Origin of the sequence: Aneurinibacillus soli, from assembly GCF_002355375.1 — a bacterium.
Lineage (GTDB): Bacteria > Bacillota > Bacilli > Aneurinibacillales > Aneurinibacillaceae > Aneurinibacillus > Aneurinibacillus soli.
In genome coordinates this window covers 1,580,940-1,601,258 of the sequence record NZ_AP017312.1, presented here as the reverse complement: position 1 = coordinate 1,601,258, position 20,319 = coordinate 1,580,940, and the positions used below count along the sequence as shown (strand labels likewise).

21 protein-coding genes are annotated in these 20,319 nt (G+C 47.8%); 4 read left to right on the top strand and 17 right to left on the bottom strand.

The window, feature by feature from the left end:
• Positions 1 to 17: 17 nt before the first annotated feature.
• Positions 18 to 374 (bottom strand): Spx/MgsR family RNA polymerase-binding regulatory protein, encoded by a 357-nt coding sequence (locus CB4_RS08160; protein WP_096464834.1) that lies wholly within the window; start codon positions 372 to 374, stop codon positions 18 to 20.
• A 169-nt stretch (positions 375 to 543) separates the two neighbouring features.
• Between CB4_RS08160 and CB4_RS08155 the strand changes: the two genes are divergently transcribed.
• Entirely contained in the window at positions 544 to 1,248 is a 705-nt protein-coding gene (locus tag CB4_RS08155; RefSeq protein ID WP_096464832.1) for a helix-turn-helix transcriptional regulator, read from the top strand.
• A gap of 577 nt (positions 1,249 to 1,825) precedes the next feature.
• Here CB4_RS08155 and CB4_RS08150 read toward each other — a convergent pair.
• The 4 genes from CB4_RS08150 to CB4_RS08135 all read right to left on the bottom strand — a co-directional run bounded on the left by CB4_RS08150 (position 1,826) and on the right by CB4_RS08135 (position 6,952).
• Positions 1,826 to 2,974, bottom strand: coding sequence for a class I SAM-dependent methyltransferase (locus CB4_RS08150; RefSeq protein ID WP_096464830.1), 1,149 nt, complete (start codon positions 2,972 to 2,974; stop codon positions 1,826 to 1,828).
• 201 nt (positions 2,975 to 3,175) lie between these two features.
• On the bottom strand, positions 3,176 to 4,687 hold the full coding sequence (locus tag CB4_RS08145) for a sensor domain-containing diguanylate cyclase (protein WP_096464828.1): 1,512 nt from the start codon (positions 4,685 to 4,687) through the stop codon (positions 3,176 to 3,178).
• 175 nt (positions 4,688 to 4,862) lie between these two features.
• Positions 4,863 to 5,495 carry an MBL fold metallo-hydrolase gene (locus CB4_RS08140; protein WP_096464826.1) on the bottom strand — a complete coding sequence of 211 codons (633 nt, stop codon included), beginning with the start codon at positions 5,493 to 5,495 and terminating at the stop codon, positions 4,863 to 4,865.
• Between the two features lie 122 nt (positions 5,496 to 5,617).
• Complete coding sequence (locus CB4_RS08135; protein WP_096464824.1) at positions 5,618 to 6,952, bottom strand: PhoH family protein; 1,335 nt, start codon at positions 6,950 to 6,952, stop codon at positions 5,618 to 5,620.
• Between the two features lie 255 nt (positions 6,953 to 7,207).
• On the opposite strand from CB4_RS08135, the gene CB4_RS08130 reads away from it, so the two are divergent.
• Positions 7,208 to 7,699 (top strand): YhcN/YlaJ family sporulation lipoprotein, encoded by a 492-nt coding sequence (locus CB4_RS08130; RefSeq protein ID WP_096464822.1) that lies wholly within the window; start codon positions 7,208 to 7,210, stop codon positions 7,697 to 7,699.
• Between the two features lie 36 nt (positions 7,700 to 7,735).
• On the opposite strand, the gene CB4_RS08125 is transcribed toward CB4_RS08130, so the two are convergent.
• From CB4_RS08125 to CB4_RS08095, 8 genes are all read right to left on the bottom strand, one after another.
• Entirely contained in the window at positions 7,736 to 8,191 is a 456-nt protein-coding gene (locus CB4_RS08125; protein WP_096464820.1) for a pyridoxamine 5'-phosphate oxidase family protein, read from the bottom strand.
• 37 nt (positions 8,192 to 8,228) lie between these two features.
• Positions 8,229 to 8,357: a hypothetical protein gene (locus CB4_RS21835; RefSeq protein WP_269459517.1), complete on the bottom strand. Its 129-nt coding sequence runs from the start codon at positions 8,355 to 8,357 to the stop codon at positions 8,229 to 8,231.
• A gap of 253 nt (positions 8,358 to 8,610) precedes the next feature.
• Positions 8,611 to 10,743: a sigma-54-dependent Fis family transcriptional regulator gene (locus tag CB4_RS08120; RefSeq protein WP_096464818.1), complete on the bottom strand. Its 2,133-nt coding sequence runs from the start codon at positions 10,741 to 10,743 to the stop codon at positions 8,611 to 8,613.
• Between the two features lie 53 nt (positions 10,744 to 10,796).
• Positions 10,797 to 11,069 (bottom strand): hypothetical protein, encoded by a 273-nt coding sequence (locus CB4_RS08115; RefSeq protein WP_096464816.1) that lies wholly within the window; start codon positions 11,067 to 11,069, stop codon positions 10,797 to 10,799.
• Positions 11,070 to 11,199: 130 nt separating this feature from the next.
• Positions 11,200 to 11,598, bottom strand: a complete 399-nt coding sequence (gene speD / locus CB4_RS08110; RefSeq protein ID WP_096464814.1) for an adenosylmethionine decarboxylase — start codon at positions 11,596 to 11,598, stop codon at positions 11,200 to 11,202.
• Positions 11,599 to 11,779: 181 nt separating this feature from the next.
• Positions 11,780 to 12,271, bottom strand: coding sequence for a DUF4446 family protein (locus tag CB4_RS08105; RefSeq protein WP_096464812.1), 492 nt, complete (start codon positions 12,269 to 12,271; stop codon positions 11,780 to 11,782).
• Positions 12,272 to 12,390: 119 nt separating this feature from the next.
• The gene (locus tag CB4_RS08100; RefSeq protein WP_157737871.1) at positions 12,391 to 13,899 is read right to left on the bottom strand and encodes a leucyl aminopeptidase; all 1,509 of its coding nucleotides are present in this window, start codon (positions 13,897 to 13,899) and stop codon (positions 12,391 to 12,393) included.
• 114 nt (positions 13,900 to 14,013) lie between these two features.
• Positions 14,014 to 14,613, bottom strand: coding sequence for a hypothetical protein (locus tag CB4_RS08095; protein ID WP_096464808.1), 600 nt, complete (start codon positions 14,611 to 14,613; stop codon positions 14,014 to 14,016).
• Between the two features lie 146 nt (positions 14,614 to 14,759).
• Here CB4_RS08095 and CB4_RS08090 point away from each other — a divergent pair, with 146 nt between their 5' ends.
• Complete coding sequence (locus CB4_RS08090; protein ID WP_096464806.1) at positions 14,760 to 15,398, top strand: YktB family protein; 639 nt, start codon at positions 14,760 to 14,762, stop codon at positions 15,396 to 15,398.
• 37 nt (positions 15,399 to 15,435) lie between these two features.
• Here the strand turns inward: CB4_RS08090 and CB4_RS08085 are convergent, their stop codons facing one another.
• A complete protein-coding gene (locus CB4_RS08085; protein WP_096464804.1) occupies positions 15,436 to 16,416 on the bottom strand; it encodes an NAD(P)H-dependent flavin oxidoreductase in 981 nt (326 codons plus the stop codon).
• A 213-nt stretch (positions 16,417 to 16,629) separates the two neighbouring features.
• Here CB4_RS08085 and CB4_RS08080 point away from each other — a divergent pair, with 213 nt between their 5' ends.
• Positions 16,630 to 18,099 carry an aminotransferase class I/II-fold pyridoxal phosphate-dependent enzyme gene (locus CB4_RS08080; RefSeq protein WP_096467681.1) on the top strand — a complete coding sequence of 490 codons (1,470 nt, stop codon included), beginning with the start codon at positions 16,630 to 16,632 and terminating at the stop codon, positions 18,097 to 18,099.
• 751 nt (positions 18,100 to 18,850) lie between these two features.
• On the opposite strand, the gene CB4_RS08075 is transcribed toward CB4_RS08080, so the two are convergent.
• From CB4_RS08075 to CB4_RS08065, 3 genes are all read right to left on the bottom strand, one after another.
• Positions 18,851 to 18,967, bottom strand: a complete 117-nt coding sequence (locus CB4_RS08075; protein WP_110546197.1) for a GapA-binding peptide SR1P — start codon at positions 18,965 to 18,967, stop codon at positions 18,851 to 18,853.
• 207 nt (positions 18,968 to 19,174) lie between these two features.
• On the bottom strand, positions 19,175 to 19,468 hold the full coding sequence (locus CB4_RS08070; protein ID WP_096464800.1) for a DUF3055 domain-containing protein: 294 nt from the start codon (positions 19,466 to 19,468) through the stop codon (positions 19,175 to 19,177).
• Between the two features lie 193 nt (positions 19,469 to 19,661).
• Positions 19,662 to 20,189: a MarR family winged helix-turn-helix transcriptional regulator gene (locus tag CB4_RS08065; protein ID WP_096464798.1), complete on the bottom strand. Its 528-nt coding sequence runs from the start codon at positions 20,187 to 20,189 to the stop codon at positions 19,662 to 19,664.
• Between the last annotated feature and the right edge of the window lie 130 nt (positions 20,190 to 20,319).

Sequence of the window (20,319 nt, the reverse complement as noted above, 5' to 3'; positions counted from 1 at the left end):
CCTGGCGGCCCTATGTATTATGCCAGCAAATCCTGCATGGCACTGCGATTATATCCAACAATCAGCTTTTCCCCGTCAAACAAAATCGGACGGCGCAGCAGACGAGGCTCTTCACTGAGCATTTCAAGCAACTCAGACACGGTCATATCCTCAATGTCTTTATCGAGCTCCTTGAATTTGCGGCTACGTGTCGACAAAATATCATCCATTCCATTATGGCTCATCTTGATGATTTCGAGAAGCTCCGTTGCAGAAGGAGGATTCTTAAACAGGTGACGCTCATCGTATTCGATGCCTTTCTCCTTCAGGAATGCCTTCGCTTTTCGACAGGACGTGCAGCTTGGGTACGTAAAGAAAGTAAGATGATCACTCATCGCCCTTCATCTCCTTAGTTAAACAATTAACATCCGACTTATAAGCAACTTTATTATATTATTTCACTTAATTCTATGTCAATAGTGTTTACAAAACTTTCATTTACCCTTGTCCGTATTTATACTATAATTAACACCAGATATAAGAAATAATGAGGGGGATTTCCTAATGGAAAACGAAACTTTAAAATTAACGAGCGTGCTCGCTGACCCCACGCGATTCTCGATCTATCAATATGTGGTAGGCCGTCACCGTGCTGTAACGGTACAAGAAGTCGCGGAGCAATTCGATATACATCCGAACGTGGCTCGTCTGCATCTCACTAAGCTAGAAGATGTGAATCTTCTCAACTCCGCATCTGAGAAAACTGGAAAAGGTGGTCGCCCAAGCCGACTGTACTCACTGTCTGATCAAGTGATCAGTCTCCAATTTCCACCACGTGACTATCAAATGCTCGCTAACATTGCCATTGAAACCCTCACCTCTCTTGGCGAAGTCGGCCAGAAGGCCCTGTATGAGATGGGTAAAAAATTTGGCCATGAAGCTGCACGCCATGCATTAGAAAAAGAACGCTTCCTCGTATCCAACATGTCGCTTGATGCCAAAATCGAATCGATCCAGCGTCTTGTGTTAGCTCAAGGACTGAACCCGGAGATCGAGATCCTAGATGATCAAACTTTACGATTCCGTGTATTTAATTGCACGTTTAAGGAAATAGCCCAGAAAAACTCCGAAAGTGTATGCCAGATGCATCATGCACTTCTGCTCGGCATTTTCGAAACCTATTTTAATGAAGAAGTAAAACTCGCGGAAGACTCTTCCATGCTATCCGGATGCAAATCATGCGATTACACGGTACTACAGATTTCGTAGTTTCATACCAAACGAGGCTGTCTCAAAAGCTAGAACATAGCGACTGAGACAGCCTCGTTTTTCTTGGCGTGGTTTTCTCCAACGTGTGGTGGAGGAGCGGGATCGGGCGGGGCCTCGTCACTTTGGTACGCTTGCTGAGAAGTTGGGACTGTACGCTCCCGCTCCTAGCACGCTTTGGTTAAACACCATCAAGTAATGTCAAGAAGCTGAGCTTTGCTACGCAGATAAAAATAAAAGGAAGCAGGCTTCCAAAAAGCCAGTCACGATCGAGCACATCTGTTCTGGTGTCGAGTGGGTTTTGATAAACCAAAACGTTGTGCGGGGAGTGGGAGAAGGGATAAGCAAGAGAGCGCCTGTACGCGCCTACTCAGCAAAGGGAGAACGGCGAACGGGCCTTTGCCCGCAACACTTCGGTGAATCAACATCGTGGGTCCTCTTTTGCGGGCGAGTTCGCCGGGCTCCCGGAGCGGACAGTTCATACTTCCCTGCAAGCGTACCGAAGCGAACGGTTTATCCCTTCTCCCACTCCCTCCCCACCAAACGTTGTCAATATCACAAAAACAAGCTGTCCGTTTGCTCATACCTGCCCCTGCAAATAAGACAGCGCCTTTACCCCTCTCCCCTGCACAAGCACACAAAACGCACGCCCCATGCCGCTTTCTGCGATCAACTGCATAATGGCGCGATTGCGCTTAGCCACAGGATTGCGAAATGGATCACCCCCACCATGCTCCTGAAGCTGCGTTAAAATTCCCGCTGCCACAAGAAAATCACGTTGGGACGAGAAGCTAAGCGTAGCAAGTCCTGCTGTCTCTCCCGTATCCATGAGCGCCGAAAAATTCACATGGGATGTAATATCCGCCTCACCTGGCTGTTCATACGGATTGTCTGTGGCCGTATGCTCACGATAGCATAATAGCGTGCCAGTACGACGGCTCGGCGTATACAACTGTTCACGCCGGTAGCCATAATCGACAGTCAGCATATACCCGCATGTAAGCCACGCCGCTGCCTCCTTCATCCAGTAAATAGCTTCCAGGTTCACTTCGGTCCGATAGCCGTTTAGAGCTGGAATACGCTCACGCTGAATATATGCCATCACTTCCTTATCAACAAGAGGCAGCAGCCGCTCCACAAAACGTCCATCCTCTCCAAGCGATACATGCACTTCTTGCCACCCTTTATTTCCCCGTTCCACCAGATGGACAGGAAACGCATCCGACAGCTCATTGGAGAACAGTACACCGTACAACTCCGGTATCGCTTCTTTTGCTTTGGCTATTGTGTCATACCAGCATAGCTCCACTTCTCCAGCAAAAGCGGACAGAGAAGCCTGTTGAAGATTTCGATGATATGCACTTATCTCAATCATTACATAGCGTATACGTCGATCGCGAAGAACTCCTTTTTCTTTCAGTGCTCCAAGCACATCTGCACCAAGAGAACCACTCCCTCCCCCCATCTCCACAATGCTGCACATACGATCAGCCGGGAGGGTATGTAGCATGTCAGCAATAACACGAGCAAGCGTCTGTCCATATACAGAACCGACTGAAGCACTCGTATAAAAATCTCCGCCTTTCCCGATTTTCACTCTTTTTTTACAATAATATCCGAATTCTGGATCATAAAGAGTTGTCTCCATAAACGTACGAAACGGAATACTCCCTTCCGGACTTTGGCTAATCCGATCAATCAGTACGGTATGCACGCCTGTCTCCCGCATTTTTCCCCCTCTTTCTAATTTTCACTATTGACATAGTTAATAAACTTGTTTTACTATATACATAACATCCCATATGTAAAACCTAAGGGCATAGCCCTAACCCTATTTCAGTTTAACCCTAATTTCTAACCCTCCCCCTAACGCCACCCTTACCCCAGGGTGGCGTTTTATTATGCTCTACAAAAACAAATGCCCGCTAGATCAGCGGGCGATACGAATTTGATTTTTCCCCTCGTGCTTGGCGCGATACATCGCATCATCCGCTTTCATCAGAAGCGTATCCTTCTCTATCCCATGCTCTGGATAGACTGCAATGCCAATGCTGGCCGTCACAGAAAACGGAAAAGGCAGCTCCATAAAGGCACACCGGATTCGTTCTGCGATCATGCAGGTCTGCTCAAGAGTTGTCCGGGGAAGAAGCACAATTAATTCTTCTCCACCATAGCGGGCAACCGTATCGGACAGCCGTACTTGTGTCTGAAGCATATGAGATACATGTACCAGTACCCGGTCCCCAACAAGATGACCATTCGTATCATTGATTTTCTTGAAGTCATCAATATCAATCATAATCAGAGAAAGCGGATCTCCTGAGCGTTCCGCTGCCGCGAACTCCTCCTGATACCGTTCCGAAAAGTACTGGCGGGTATGAAGTCCTGTCAAGCCATCCGTAATCGCCAACCGACGAATATGATCATACTGACGGGCATTCATTAGTACTGTACCAAGCTGACGGGCAATGGATGTCAGGAACTGAAGAGTAAGCTCAGAGAATCGACGATAATCCCCGCTGTCTACATAAATAATTCCAAGCGCTTGCTCTTTATACATAACCGGGACTGCCGCAGCGCTGTACAGTCCAAGCTGCTGCGCTGCTCCAAGACAGCGGACATCATGTTTCGCATCCTGCACCACGACTGGCAATCCGGTACGAAATGCTTCTTCATGCCGAGTATCCCCTGGACGAGCAGGCAGAACGAGTTCCCTTGCCCATTCCTCCGGCACAAACCCGCTGGCACGCGCAATGCGAATGCGGTGCTCTTTCTCATCAAGGAGTCCAATAATCACCCTACTGAACCCAAATGTACTCGAAATCTGTGAATGAACGACTTCAAGCTCATCCTCTATAGTCGCTTCCGCATCAGCCGCCACTGCCATCATGGTGTAGAGAAACTGAAGTTTACGACGCTGATACAAAATCTCTTCCTGCTGCTTCCAATTATAAACTGCAATGCCGAGCCGGACCGCTAAACAAGTAAGAAATTCCTTACTATGTTCCGGAAGATCGCACTCCTGTTTATGAAACACATACAGCACACCAAGTGTTTCTCCCATGCATGAAACCGGATACATCCAGATCGCCCCATATTCTAGAAGGGGTAGCAACGTAACCCCCGATAATTCACGTCGTGGATACAATGTCTGCGGTCGTCCAGTCTCCATTACCTGACGTTCTACAGCATGATCTGGAAGCACATAGCAATATCGACTCTCTTTGTGATCGGTATTCAACCATACTTGCAAGTTTTTTTCTTCTTCTTCCAACAACGACACACATGTACCTGCCCCGATCCCACTCCGAATCGCGTCTCCAATCACAGTGAGAGCCCGTTCCAGTTCTGTCGTGCCTGCTATTTCAGCATTTACCTGATTCAACAGCCGCAAAAGCTCAATATGTTCTTCTGCATATGCGTACTTTGTTTTATCATTCATGATATGTTTGCCTCACTTACCGTTTAGCCTGATACTTAGGCGGGGCCTACCCAGTTGCATGAACATCATATCATATTTTGCAATAATTTAAAGAAAATTGCACACAAAAAATGAGCATATCTACTTATTTCCAGATGTGCTCATCAAACGCATTTCTCCTCTTTTTTATCCCTATCTAATTATTTCCGTTAATAAACGGATTATGTACTTTTTCAAATCCAATCGTCGTCCCTGGGCCATGTCCCGGGTAAACTTGTATCTCTGGCGCAAGCGGCATAAGCTTCTCTTCAATGCTCGTAATTAGCTGTTCATAGCTGCCGCCCGGCAAGTCAGTCCGACCAATAGAATGAGCAAACAATGTATCGCCACTAAACAGATGCTCGCCAATCAAAAACGAAACGCCACCCGGTGTATGTCCCGGCGTCGCCAGTACACGAATATGAAGTCCGGCAAGAGAGAGTATCTGCTCATCTGCAAGCTCATGCTCAGCCCGATCTGTCTGCATCACACCTTCGATCATGGGCCAGCGAGAAGACCCATTCAAATCCGGATTCGTCAGCCACTCCTGTTCGTTTGGATGGATGTATACCGGCGCTTCGGTCTTTTTGCGAATCAGGTCAAGACCGCCCATATGGTCAAAATGTGCGTGGGTAAGCAGAATCGCCCGTACCTGATAATTGGCCGCACATTCAAGTAGCACACGCGGCTGCATACCAGCGTCAATAATAATCGCTTCATTCGTCAGCTCATTGGCTACCACATAGCAGTTCGTCTGTAGCGGCCCTAGCGGAAAAGTATGAATACGCATAATGTCCTCCTGTTATGTTTTCTTCAGTGTATCATCTTTTTTCCATTCGTGCACATGAACAGAAAAGCCCCGCACAAGAGGCAGAGCTTTTCAGACGAGCTGTATGGTACTCCGCCTGCCTGTTATAACAAGTCAGCCGCCAACTGAGCAAGATTGGAGCGTTCTCCCTTATGCAGTGTAATATGCCCCGACATTTTCTGCTGCTTGAACCTCTCCACTACGTATGTCAGCCCATTATTCACTTCGTCAAGGTACGGATGGTCAATCTGCTGCGGATCGCCCATGAGAATAATCTTACTGTTATCACCCACCCGGGTCAGAATCGTTTTGACTTCATGCTTGGTCAGGTTCTGCGCTTCGTCGACGATGATGAACTGTTCCGGTATACTGCGCCCCCGAATGTACGTAAGTGCTTCTACCTGAATGCTGCCAAGCCCAGCCAGAATCTTATCGAGATCACTGGAATGTTTCGTGTTGAAGAGATATTCAAGATTGTCGTAGATCGGCTGCATCCACGGGCGCAGCTTCTCTTCTTTCTCACCCGGCAAATACCCAAGATCCTTACCGAGTGGCACGATTGGACGCGCCACCAGCAGCTTTTTATAGGCATGCTCGTCTTCAATCTGCATCAAGCCAGCAGCAAGCGAGAGGAGCGTTTTCCCTGTGCCCGCTTTTCCAGTCAATGTAACGAGCGGAATATCTTTGTTCAGGAGAAGTTCCATCGCCATTTTCTGCTGTGCATTACGCGCCTTCACTCCCCAGACAATCTCATCCCCGAATACAAGCGGCAGCAAGTAGCGGCTATCACCGCTGACCCGACCAATCGCCGAGGAGGAAGAGCCCAGCTCGTCTTTCAAAATAAGGAATTCATTCGGCAAAAAGTCATACTGTGGTAAATACTTCTTCATATCAAATGGACCGGGACCATAAAACTTCTGAATTACATCCACCGATACAGAAAGCGTTGTGTAACCTTTGTACAGACTAGAAAATTCGTGTACCACACGATCTGATAAAAAATCTTCGGCCAAAAGTCCAAGCGCATCCGCCTTTACCCGCAGAAGCGCATCCTTCGTGACAAGAATAACCATACGTGGTTTTTCTTTCTGCTGCTCTTCTGCGTGCAGATTTAGTGCCACAGCCAGAATTCGATTATCATTCGTCATATCCAAGAATAACTCCTGCATACGGGCAAATGACCGATGATTCAGCTCGACTCGCAGATCACCACCATTATCCATCGTAACCCCTGTATGGAGCTGTCCTTTGAGCCTGAGGCCATCGAGTAGTTTGGCCACATACCTTGCATTCCTTCCGATTTCATCCATCAGCCGCTTTTTAGAATCAATTTCTTCCAGCACAACAGCGGGGAGAATAATGTCGTTGTCCTGAAATGAAAAAATCGCCAGCGGATCTTGCAATAATACATTCGTGTCTAAGACGTAGACTTTTTTCAATATCTCGCCTCCCGGGCAATGTATATGAGCATCTAGCCGACAACCAAACCGGGTGTACGGCTGGTAAAGCTAATGGCAACATCCATTTTATTGAATTTCTTACCATCACTTACTTTACTGTATGGTTTCCGGAGGTTTGTTGATAGTGTATGTGACAAAAAATAATCTAGAAGGAAAAACTCGTGCATATACCCAAGCATTCTGTGACACACTACGCCTGAAAACGATCTGTTTGTCCATGCGAAAGGATGATCCATGATGAAACGACTGCTCACCCTTCTCTGTATATTCGTGCTGTGTACAGCCTGCACCTCTAAAAATGCACCGGAAAAATCCGCTCCTGCGAAAACACAACACGTTCAGCAAACGGCGCCCGCAGCACCAAAGCCACAAAATGCGACCGCTGTGGCGAAACATCTGTCAACACTTGCTTCTCGCGTTCCAAAAGTTAACGGAGCAACCGCGATTGTGTTCGGCAATGTCGCCATTGTCGGCATTGATGTCGATGCGAAGCTGGACCGATCCCGAGTTGGCACGATCAAGTATTCTGTTACCGAAGCTCTGCACAAAGATCCGCAGGGAGCACGCGCACTCGTTACGGCAGATGCGGATATCGTGCAACGCCTTCGTGAAATGAACGAAGAGATTATGCGCGGTCGTCCCATTTCAGGATTCGCCAAAGAGTTAGCAGACATCGCGGGACGCATCATTCCGCAGGCACCCGCCCGCAATCCAAACCAGCGCTAACAGACATTTGCACAAAAAAATGCCCGGTCGACTAGACTAGGCATTTTTTAACGCGTTCATAACTTGCATATCTAATTTTTTTGCCGCCTGTTCGTCATATGTTTTGACATACTGCGGCTCTGTGGCAATACGTGAACCATAAAACATAACATCGCGCACTTCTGCGATGGCAAGCTCAATGAGTGTGAGTTTAAGCGGTACATCTTCCATGCGCTCCTGCACAATACGCGCCTGTCCACTGATTGCATAAAATGATCCAGCCGCAAACACATTAAGTGCTGCCTGCGAATTCGCAGCTACGTTCTCAATGATGGATGATTTGCTGTTGACCGCCAAACGCACCGTAGAACAGTCCAATGCATACACCCAGGAAAGCGCACTCGTATATGGGCTCCCTGTCTGTTTACTAATCGTAGAAAGCATCGCAAACCGCTCGTGACGCAACAGGGCAAGTAACTCCTGGCTGAGAGAGTGCGCAACAACTTCCGGCATAAGCAAACCTCCTTAGAAATGAAGAGATACCCTTATTTTACAAGAAAATAAGGGTATCCTCAATAGAATAAGAACCTTCGCCCGCGCCAATTCCGCTCATATCGGTTAATCTCCACTCTGCATACGGGCTTTCGCCATCTTTTATCTCTGTATAATTTTTTATCATAGTATGGATAAAAATAATAAAATTCCTATTTTTTCTTTTTTGCTTTCGGTCTCTCCTACCGAAGGCGGGCGACGGTTCTTATTCCTCTCTGTATATCTATTATACACTGCAAGCAGCATGCCAAAAAACCTTTTGTCACAAAATACTTTAAAAATCTAAGAAAAATCGTCACTTTTAATAAGCACAACTGTTTTTGCAATAAAAACCGATGCACTTTCGATGCGGATTGCATCAATTTCGCATCGAAAGCGCATCAATGCGCATCAGATTTTTGGATTATACCATGTTTTTTTAAGCGGCGTGCAATGGTCGACTGATGAACGCCAAGTACCTGGGCTACTTTGCGGGTGCTACGATACTGTTCATACAGACAAAGCAATTCCTCTCGCTCCTCGTCTCGCGTAGCAGGCCGCTGTATAATTTCCTCTTTTATGACCTGTGTCTCAGAAGCACCTGCACCAGAAACATGTCCTGGCGCATCAAGCATCACTTTCGGTAGATGCTTCACTTCAATAATCGGTCCAATCGTTGTCACAATCAAACGTTCAATAATATTTTCTAACTCTCGTACATTGCCCGGCCACGTATACGCCTGCATCACTTCTAGCGCTTCATACGACATGCGCTTATCAAGTCGGTGCTTCTCATTGAATTTACTAAGAAAATAATGAATCATCGGGAATAAATCATCCGGTCGCCTGCGCAATGGAGGAATCTCGATCGGGACTACATTAATTCGATAATACAAGTCTTCACGAAAAAGGCCGGCCCGCACTTTTTCCAGCAGGTTAACATTCGTAGCCGCCACCAGCCGGAAATCCACCGTTCTCTCCTTCACATCCCCAATACGTATGACAGACTTCTCCTGAAGCACCGTCAAAAGCTTCACCTGCAGATCAAGCGAAAGATCCCCAATCTCGTCAAGAAACAGCGTTCCACTATCGGCAAGCTCAATCAGACCGGGCTTACCCTTTTGCTGAGCACCTGTAAAAGCACCCGGCACATATCCAAACAACTCAGACTCGAGCAGGTTACCTGGAATCGCACCGCAATTAATCGAGATAAACGGTCCGCGCTCCCGGGTGCTGCGCTGGTGGATCAGCTTGGCAAGCACACCTTTGCCGACGCCGGACTCTCCGAGAATAAGAATCGACGTATCAACCTGCGCAATGCGAATACACATCTGGATAATATTGCGCATCTCTTCGCTTTCTGCCACAATGCCTTCGATCTCCATCTGTTGGGCACGCAGCACTTCAAGTTCAGAATGATAACGTTCGGACAGCTGTTTCGCTTCGGCAAGCTCTGCCTGCACCTGATTCAACTGACTCAAATCTCGACAGTTCATGACAACCTGTGAGATTTCTCCACTTTGGTCATCAAAAATCGGAGTTCCGGTCGTCAAAAGTACGCTTCCGTTCATCAGATTCTGAATAACACTGACCCGCCTGCGCTGCTCAATCACCATGCTACTCACCGTTTGCGAGATAATCCCCCGACGTTCTAACTCCTCTTCATTCATACCGATCGCGTCTTCTGCTGACACGCCCGTCATGCGACTGAACGCCTGATTAAAATGACGAATGACACCGCGATGATCCGTCACTACAATTCCATCATGAGACGATTCAATAATCGTATCAAGCTCCTGGTTGAGCTTTTGTACCGCTGTCAGCTCAGCGGATATACCTTCTAGTTCCGTAATATCTTGCATGACACTTGCCATACCAATTTTTCGCCCCTCATCCGTGACGATCGGGGTATGATTGATGAGCAGACGACGGCCACCGTAATCAAGCCGCATCATCTCTTTTTTCTCCAGAGAAAGCAAGAGAGAGAGCAACGTCTGATCCGATACCAATTCGGTAAGCGACTTGCGCACAATGTCTTTCTGCCGGAAGCCTAGCAAACGCTCGGCTGCCTGGTTGATCGACAGTACCCGACCGGATAGATCCACAGCAACAATTCCGTGATAGGTCGACTGTAAAATCGCATCGAGCTGTGAAATCGTCCGGCGTGTCTGATGTTCAAATGCTCGAAGAATATCCGTCCGGGTCAAAATTCCGATCAGCGTTCCCGTTCGATCAATGACAGGCAAGCGACCTGCATCGAGTTCTTCATCCCATCCTTCATAAATTTGCTGATCTCCATACAGCGTCACTAGTCGGGTCTGCATCAACTGCTCGACCGGTGTTTCTTCCGGCAGGCGGTTTTTGGTGGCGCGAAATACGTGTGATTTCGTAATCAGTCCAATCAACTTATGTGCCCGGTCTACAACAGGCAACCCGTCAATGCGGTATTCGACCATTAACGAGGCTGCACGGCTCATAGTTTCCTCTTTGTACAGCACGATTGGATTCGGTGTCATATAATCACGCACCCACATGAAGCTACCTCCTTCTCGTTAAAAGAAGGAAAAGGCAAGTACCTTCTCTTACTTTATTGTCCATAGCGCGGCTCACGCTCAATCGCTACAAGCATCACTTCCACTGATTCCCGATCATACATACGCATTTTCGTTTTGCCGGCGGCTGTGTATTTGATATGGTACATCGTGTCATCCTGCGTAACATCGAGTGCTTCAAGCTGATGGTCCTGCTCAAGAATCGAGCGAAAAAAATCAGCAGTCTGCTGCGCTGCCGTATCGTCCGGACGCGTATCGGCGACTACTTTAATCTGCAAGTAATCAAACAGTGCGGTTTCAATTTTCATGGCTCTGCTCCTCTTAGTGGTAGAAGTCGACTCGCTACAGCTTTTCATTTTAATAGTACCGACCTCACGTCCAAAATACAACTCTTATACGCAAAAAAGGAAGATGCAGAGCATCTTCCTTTACCGTTCGTTACGCATTCACGTATTCTTTTACTTCTGGTGTTACGACTTCCATCTCCCCTACGCCACGAATGAGTTTCTTGGCATAGTATTTCTCTGGCTTCAGAATCGAAACCATGTAGTCGATGGCAATCTGCGGATCCACTGTTTCCCCGCATGTGTAGCAATCTAGAGCAGCGAACCCTTTCTCCGGGTACGTATGAATGGAGATATGGCTTTCTGAAAGCATAACCAGTACCGTTGCACCCTGCGGTTCGAACTGCTGCGCCTGCACGGACAATACTGTCGCACCGCACGCTTCCGCAGCTTCCACCATATGGTTCTTCAAAAACTCTGCGCTGTTGAGAAGTTCGAAGTCGACTCCCCACACATCAATTGCTACATGTCTGCCGAAAGTTGAGTATTCCATCTTCCGGTCCCCCTTCCTAGGATGAGTAATGTGGTTAAACATCGCTAGGACCTACGTCATTCACCACGGGGGCGAGTGAGCACGAGAAAATCCCACCCTTTAAGTGAATCCTGGTTCCTAATTGATTTCCCTGACGAAAACTAAAATAACATGGATACGGATATCTTGCAACCTTTTTTTCTTATTCTCTATCCGCACTTTTCAACGCGGCGTCAAGTGCCTGCTGTTCTTCTTCTGACAGCGTATAAGACGACTGTCCACCCTCGATTGGCTTCGCGTACACGCGTGATTCATGACGGCCATAAATACTTGTCATGACCATTCCAGACCCCGTTTCGTCCACAAGTGCAAGCGAGAAGCTAAGATCGCTTCCTTCATGCTCAAAGGCGCAAAAGCGAACAATTCCCAGGTTGCTCTTCTGTTCACGAACCCGCTTGCGCATCTCCTCTGCAAGCGCACTGACTTCACGCTGGGATTCATCCAGCACCTCCATCCGGCCAAATAACTTCTCGAGAATCTGTTCCAGGTTTTCTTTAGACGATCCCTGTGCCAAACGACGAAATCGCTTCTTCAGACCGCCGAATTTTACGGTGAGCACAATGTTCCACAGAAGCAGAACGAGTACGAGCAGCAGTACAGCTCCAGCAACTCCCGCAGCGATTTCTTTCGTCATCCATACCTCCACTGTTGTTCCATCCTTTCACTGCATTAAATCCATGACGTCTTTTATTGTAAAACAGATGGACAGTAGAGACCACATGAATTTATCTCTTTCTAAAGAAATCCTGCTGCTTACTTCCCACCAAAGCGGATTGCAAGTTGAATGAGTGTGCGCACAGCGGCACCCGTTGCGCCTTCCGGATGATGACCGCGATCCTTATCGACGGTCGCTGTTCCGGCGATATCGAGATGTACCCATGGCGTATCTTCCGCAAATGCTCCGATAAAAATCCCGCCCTGGATACAGCCAGCTGGCCGACCGGCGTCATTTTTGATATCTGCAATATCACTCTTAATGTATTCTTGATAATCTTCAAAGTTCGGGAGTTGCCACATTTTTTCTCCCGCGATGCGTGCAGCAACCTTCACTTCACCGATCCACTCTTCATTGTTCGTAATCATCCCGGTCGCCGCATGTCCGAGAGCAGAAATCACAGATCCTGTAAGCGTTGCCACATCAACAAGCTTCGTGGCACCAAGATGCTTCGCATATGCCACACCGTCTGCCAGAATGAGGCGTCCTTCCGCATCTGTATGCACGATCTCAATGGTTTTTCCAGAAAAAGATGTAATCACGTCCGCCGGCTTCAGGCCATTGCCCCCAATCATGTTCTCACATGTCGGAATAACCGCAATCACATTCACATGTGGTTGCAGAGCGCCAATGCCATCCATCGCCGCAAGCACAGCCGCCGCACCAGCCATGTCCGTTTTCATCTCGCCCATGCCTTCATCCGGCTTCACTTGAATGCCACCTGTATCGAACGTAACACCTTTGCCGACAAAACCAAGTACCTCCCGGCTGTCCGGTGCACCATTGTATTTCAATACAATCATTTTTGCCTCGTTTGCACTCGCCTGTCCAACGCCAAGCAAGGCTCCCATCCCGAGTTCTTCTAGCTCTCCCTTATTCAGCACTGTAATTTCAAGATTATGATTACGGGCAATGCCACGTGCACGCTCGGCGAGAATAGCCGGGGTCATTTTGTTGCCCGGTTCATTGACAAGATCACGCGCCAAATTCGTGGAATACGCCATCACATCCGCACGATGAAAACCCGCTTCGACAGCTGATTTTCCCATTCCTTCTTCCACAACAAGAACGAATTCTTCAATCGCAGGCACAGGATCTGCCTTCTGTTTGTAGCCGGTAAATACGTATGTACCAAGCTCCACCCCTTCTACTACGCTCTGTACGATATCGACTGGATTCCAGAGCGATCGCTGCACATAGTAATCAGCCACACCGAATGTCAAATTTTTCACGCCTTTTTTCTGGGCATGACGAGCGGCAATGCCAACGGCGTCGCGCACTTTATCTACGGTAAGCCCCGCTTCTTTGCCAAGGCCAAGCACGATGGTTCGTTTTGCCGGGACTTTCCCCCAGTTATGCAGCAATGTTACTTCTCCGAATTCTCCTTTGATTTCTTTCTCAGCAATGAGCTGTGAAATACGATGACCGAGTGCACTGTCTACCGTTTTGGCATGACCCTTAAGCGTATCCTGATCTTCGCAATACGTTACGATTAAACAATCTGTAGCAATTGCTGCGATATCTTCCGTCGATAGTTTTACCTTCATCGTGATGCACCTCCGCAAAATGTATGTGTTTATAGTATGCCACAAAAAAAGCATGCCCCTGATGGAAACAGAAGCATGCGTACTATATTCCTTATAAAGAAAGCGATTTCCTGCCTATACTTCCAATAAAAGCATCTCGTGGCGCAACTCAGCAAGCCGTGCTTTTGCTCGCTCTGCCTCTGTCGTGTCATCTTCAGCGAGCGCTTGACTCAAGCAATCAAGCTCCGCGTCTACTTCCTGCACCAACTCCGGAATGCGCTCTTCTGCATCTCGGCGTTGCAACGCCATTTTCACATCTTCCATGGATACAGAACACGCTTTCTCAAACACAATTTCACGAAGCGAACCATTGATCTTGATAATCTGCTCGGCCTCTCCGTAGCGAATACGCTGCACCATCAACTGCCCGCCGGAATAAATCTTCACGACAGCATGTCCACGTGCCTGCTCGATAAAATAATACAAAATTTTCTCGAAATTCGGATCTAAAATATTATAATGCCGATCTCGCATCCTGTATTTCTTGCCAATCCTGCGAAATATCAGGCGATGCCGCTGCGAATCAGTCGTAACGGACAGAGAGAAATATCGTGATGTTTCTTTCCAGGCGACCTTCATACCTTGCGCTGTCATATGGGCAATCAGACTATGAATCTGAAACTCATCAAACCACAAGACTACATCACTGTATTCGATCTGGTCATATACATGCATGAAATTCCCTCCATTCTGGAGTTATCTGAATTTTCTTATATTTATTGTATCGTATTTCTTTTATGAAAGCAACACGTTTTCGGTGTTAACATACCTGGTCCAGTATGATACGATCAGCGTACAGCATACATAGACAGGAGGCCGTTATGTCCTACTTTACGGAAGAAGATTTCGCTGTTTTTACCATCCCAGGTCTGGATGCACGCATGGAAGCGCTGAAAGCCACTGTACGACCGAAGCTTGAAACACTCGGAGCGCGGATTGCGCCTGTCCTGTCCGCTCAGTGCGGCGAGGAGATGTTTGCGCATGTTGCCAAGCACGCCCGGCGGACGATTAATCCGCCAAGTGATACATGGGTCGCATGGGCAGCAAGCAAGCGAGGCTACAAAATGTTGCCCCACTTCCAGGTCGGCATGTGGGAAACCCATCTGTTCATCTGGTTTGCCGTCATTTATGAAGCACCCGTAAAGCCTGCATTCGGAGCACGGCTCGTTGCGGAGGCGGGACATATCGATACACTCGTACCAGCTTCATATATGTGGTCCTTCGATCATACGAAGCCAGGCACCATTCCACACACATCCATGGATACAACCGCAATCACAGACGCTGGTGAGCGCCTTGCACGCGTCAAAAAATCAGAGCTTCTATGCGGCATTACTCTTCCTAAAGATGAGGCGCTGCAACTAGATGAGCAGGAGCTACTCGCAAAGATTGAAGACACCTTCTATACAATGCAGCCACTGTATAAGTTGACGTATAGTGAGAACATCAGAACGAATTGAGGTAGAGAAAAAGGCATTCGCCTTTTCCTCTCTTTCTCTATCCGCGCACGTTTATCCCTTCGAGCACACGATTCAAGCGAGATGTGCCTTCTTTTACTTGGAGTATCATGCGATCAATTAGCTCCTGAACAGTCGGCACATCATCAATCAACCCGATGACCTGTCCGGCCCAGCCATAGCCCTCCTCTTCGCTACCATCATAAATGTAATTACGGTTCGCGCTGCCGCTGATCATATCTTTCAACGCCTCGTAATCCGCCCCCTGCGCCTCCCGCGCAATAATATCAAGCGCGTGCTTAGTACGCAATGTACGGCCAGGTGCGCCAATCGTCCGTTTGATAATAACTGTATCCGTTTCCTTACCTTCTACAAGCGCCTGTTTGTACGTCTCATGCGCATGCACACACTCTTTTGTTGCAATGAAACGCGTTCCCATCTCAATACCTTCTGCGCCAAGCGAAAGCGCTGCCAAAAGTCCGCGTCCATCTCCAATCCCTCCGCTCGCAAGCACCGGAATGGATACGGCATCTACCACACGCGGAATAAGCACCATCGTCCCGATATCGTCACGTCCAAGATGACCGCCACCTTCTTGGCCGACTGCCATGACTGCATCCGCTCCAAGCTCCTCTGCCTTCTGCGCCTGGCGCACACCAGCAATCAGCACAAGCGTTCGAATGCCCGTTCCGGCAAGACGCTCAAAAATCGGCTTTGGATTGCCACCTGTAATGGAGATCGCCGGAACTTTTTCTTCGATGGCCACATCCAGCATAGCTTCATAGGAATGACCGTGCTGCCCAATCGCAAAGTTCACACCGAACGGTCGCTCAGTTAGTTGACGCACCTTTTGAATCTCGGCACGCAACGCTTCCGGTGTTCTCAACGTCATCGCTGTAATCTGCCCGAGGCCCCCTGCATTCGATACGGCCGCCGCTAGCTCTGCATAAGCAAGATATGCAAGCCCTCCCTGCACAATCGGATACTCAATGCCAAAAATTTCAGTCACTCGTGTTTTCATGCCTGTCTCTCCTTCTCACTTGGGTAGAATACTGTTGTATAACTTACTATTCGCTTCTATATACCAAAATCCTGTCTGTTTTTTTGGAATGATAAAAATAGGATTCAGGATGAAAATTGTGAGAGCATTTGTTATACTCAATTATGTTTGCAAGCTTGCGAATAAATCGCCGCTCGTATAGGCGAGAAGATAGAAGAAATGGGGAATGAAGCAGTGGATCAGACAAAAACTCCCCTGTTTACAGGGCTTGTAGAGCATGCACGGCGCAATCCGATTCAATTCCATATTCCGGGGCATAAAAAAGGCTCAGGTATGTATCCGGAATTCCGCGAATTCATCGGGCAGAACGCGCTGTCGATTGACCTGATTAACATCGCGCCGCTCGACGATCTACACCATCCGAAAAAAATAATCAAAGAAGCACAGGACCTCGCAGCGGAGGCGTTTGGCGCTGACTATACGTTTTTCTCTATTCAGGGAACAAGCGGAGCCATTATGACGATGATTATGTCAGTTGTCGGGCCAGGTGAGAAAATTATCGTGCCCCGCAACGTGCATAAATCGATCCTGTCTGCCGTTATTTTTGCAGGCGCGATCCCCGTATTCGTCCATCCCGTCATGGACCCGAATCTGGGGCTAGCACATGGCATCACAACCGACTCCGTCCGCAACGCACTTAAGCAGCATCCAACTGCTAAAGCGGTACTTGTTATTAATCCAACGTACTTCGGAGTATCGGCCAATCTCAAGGAGATCGTGGATGTCGTCCATGAACATGGCATCCCTGTTCTGGTAGATGAAGCGCATGGTGTTCATATTCACTTCCATGATGATCTGCCGATGTCAGCTATGCAGGCAGGCGCTGATATGGCCGCAACAAGCGTGCATAAGCTTGGCGGTTCCATGACACAAAGCTCCGTGCTGAACGTACGGGAAGGGCTTGTGTCGGCGAACCGGGTCAAATCTGTAATTAGCATGCTGACGACAACATCTACATCATATATCCTGCTTGCTTCACTGGATACTGCACGCAAACAGCTCGTTCTACACGGCAAAGAGATGATGGACCACGTACTTGAGCTCGCGAATCATACCCGCTCTGAGATCAATAGCATCCCAGGTTTGTACTGTGTGGGTGAAGAGATCCTCGGAAGTGCTGCCACATATGACATGGACCCATCCAAACTGATTATCCAGGTGCGTGGCATTGGTTTAACCGGACATCAAGTAGAAGTATGGCTGCGTGAGAAATATAACATCGAAGTCGAACTGAGTGATCTATACAACATCTTGTGTATTGTGACACCGGGAGATTCCATCCTAACCGTGACGACACTCGTACAGGCGCTGCGTGAACTTGCTCGCATTCAACTGGGTAAGGAATCCATTAAACCGCTAACCGTTCATCTGCCAAAAATCCCGGATCTTGCCCTTTCTCCACGGGAAGCTTTTTATGCAGAGACAGAACTTGTGCCGCTGCGCGAAGCAGCCGGACACATTATGGCAGAATTTATTATGGTTTATCCACCTGGCATTCCGATTGTTCTGCCGGGTGAAATGCTTACACAAGATAATATTGATTACATCATCGAGAACTTAGAAGCTGGACTGCCGGTACAAGGACCAGAAGACGAGTCGATTGAGATGATCAAAGTCATCAAGCGCAACCCGGCGATTCGCTAATTCGATGGGGAGGCTGTCTCAAAAGCTGTAACACGGCGACTGAGACGGCCTCTTTTTTCTTAGTGTAGGTTTTCTCCAAAGTGTGGTGGAGGAGCGGGATCGGGCGGTGCCTCGTCACTTCGGTACGCTCGCTAAGGAGTGAGGGCTGTCCGCTCCAGGTGCCAGACGAACTCGCCCACAAAAGAGGACCATGATGTATTTGCACAGAAGCATTGTGGGCAAAAGCCCATTCGCCAGCCCCCTTCCGCTGGGGAGTCGTGTACAGGCGTTCCGTTTCCCCGCCCGATCCCGCTCCTGACACAGTTTGGACGAAGCTCTTCAAGTATAATCAAGAGGCTGAGCTTTGCTATGTAGGTAAAAAACAAAGGAATCAGACTTCCAAAAAACCAGTGGCGACCCGAGCAAATCCGTTCTGGCGTCGCGTGTTTTTTGTAAACCGAAACGTTGTGCAGGGAGTGGGAGAAGGGAGGAATAAGAAAGCGCCTGTACGCGTCTACTCAGCGGAGCGAGAACGGTGAACGAGCCTTTGCCCGCAATCCTTCGGTGAATCAACATCATTGGCTTTCTTTGCGGGCCAGTTCGCCGGGCTCACGGAGCGGACAGCCGCCGCTTCCCTGCAAGCGTACTCAAGCGAACGGTTCCTCCCTTCTCCCACTCCCTCACCACCAAGCGTTGTCGATTCTACAAAAAAGGGCCGTCCCGTTCGCCATGTTCTGGCTTTTGAGACAGCCTCCTTTTCTATTGTGTCATACTATTTCTGTTCACCACAGGAAGAGCAGTCGCATGTATTTGCATACAATACTTCTACTTTCTCCGTTTCATAATGCTCAATGATTGTGTCACAATGCTGGCAAATAATTGTTCCCACAGCCGGTTCCTCCTCGCTTATTCGCGCTCAATATGTTATATCATTACTATAATATGACATACTAATGTCGTCAACCGGTATTTTAGCCCTTTTTTACATGATGCTTAGCCATGCTCAACGCAAAAAGAAGCTGTCTCAATCGTCATATGCAACGACTGTAAGACAGCTTCTGTACGTACGATATAGTGTATAGCATTGTACGAAACGTTAATATTGCGTCATGGCATGATCGGTATGCGGCAGCTGGCTTTCTAAGAAGACAGCCAGTTCACGTGCCTCATCCTCAGTAGAAATGGCAAATTTTCTTTTCAGAACGTCAAGGTTTTGCGCATCTTCCGCGCACATAAGGGAGGAACGTCCTGTCTGCATGCAGATGACCAGAGGTTTTCCAAAAAACTGGTTCGTGTAAACAATGCCAAAATCATAACGGGCATTCTCGGATACGAAGCCAACAAAGTTTACTTTCGTTGATTCTGATGTACTGTACAATCTTTCGAACATGTTTTTGAAACCTCCTTGTCCACTATGGATTAACTTCTTTCGTTTATCTTATCATAAAGGGACCATATAACGAAATATTTCAAATTACCTATTTTTAAGCGCTTTCATTATAAAAAACCGCCATTCCATTACGAAGGCGGTTTTCTTTATTTCTCTTTATATAAGTGAGCAACTGCAATATGTTTCATATCGGTTATGTCGCAGCTATGCTACGGTTGTTCTTCTCACTGTCCCGTAGCCAGTAAATCTTTTCTGGTCCATGCAGTTCCTCTGCAAGAAAATCAAGGCACTCATAGAAAAGAGCCGATACATTGCGTCCATAACGAAGCTCCAGACTCGCAAGCGCATTCGTAATCCGAAATACGTCTGGTGCCTGCCCTTCATTGAGTTCCACAATTTCTCGGCCACGGTCGGTCAAAAACACATTAACAACTCGACCATCCTTATCGCTCTTCCCAATCGTTACAAGTCCCTTCTCCATCATCTTCTTTACATGAATGACAACAGATGAAGGGTGCCAGAACGTCCAATCCGCAATCTGCGTAACGCGCACCCCTTCATAAGAATATACAATTGACAGAATATTCAGCTGAACAGCTGAGTCAAGCCCCAACTTCCGGGCTGCTGCCTCCCAATCGTCCTTATTTACAACTGCGATCGCGCGCAGCGTGTTCAAAACTTGATGCAAGTCATGCTGACTGTGACTTTCTTTGTTATCCATGATACGCCTCTCCTTCCCCCTCCAATAAATATTCCTATATTCTAATTATTTTATCTACTATATAATAGTACATTTTTCTAAAAATTTAGTCAACAACTTAATTCTTGATTATCCCCATTTTTTCGGAGGA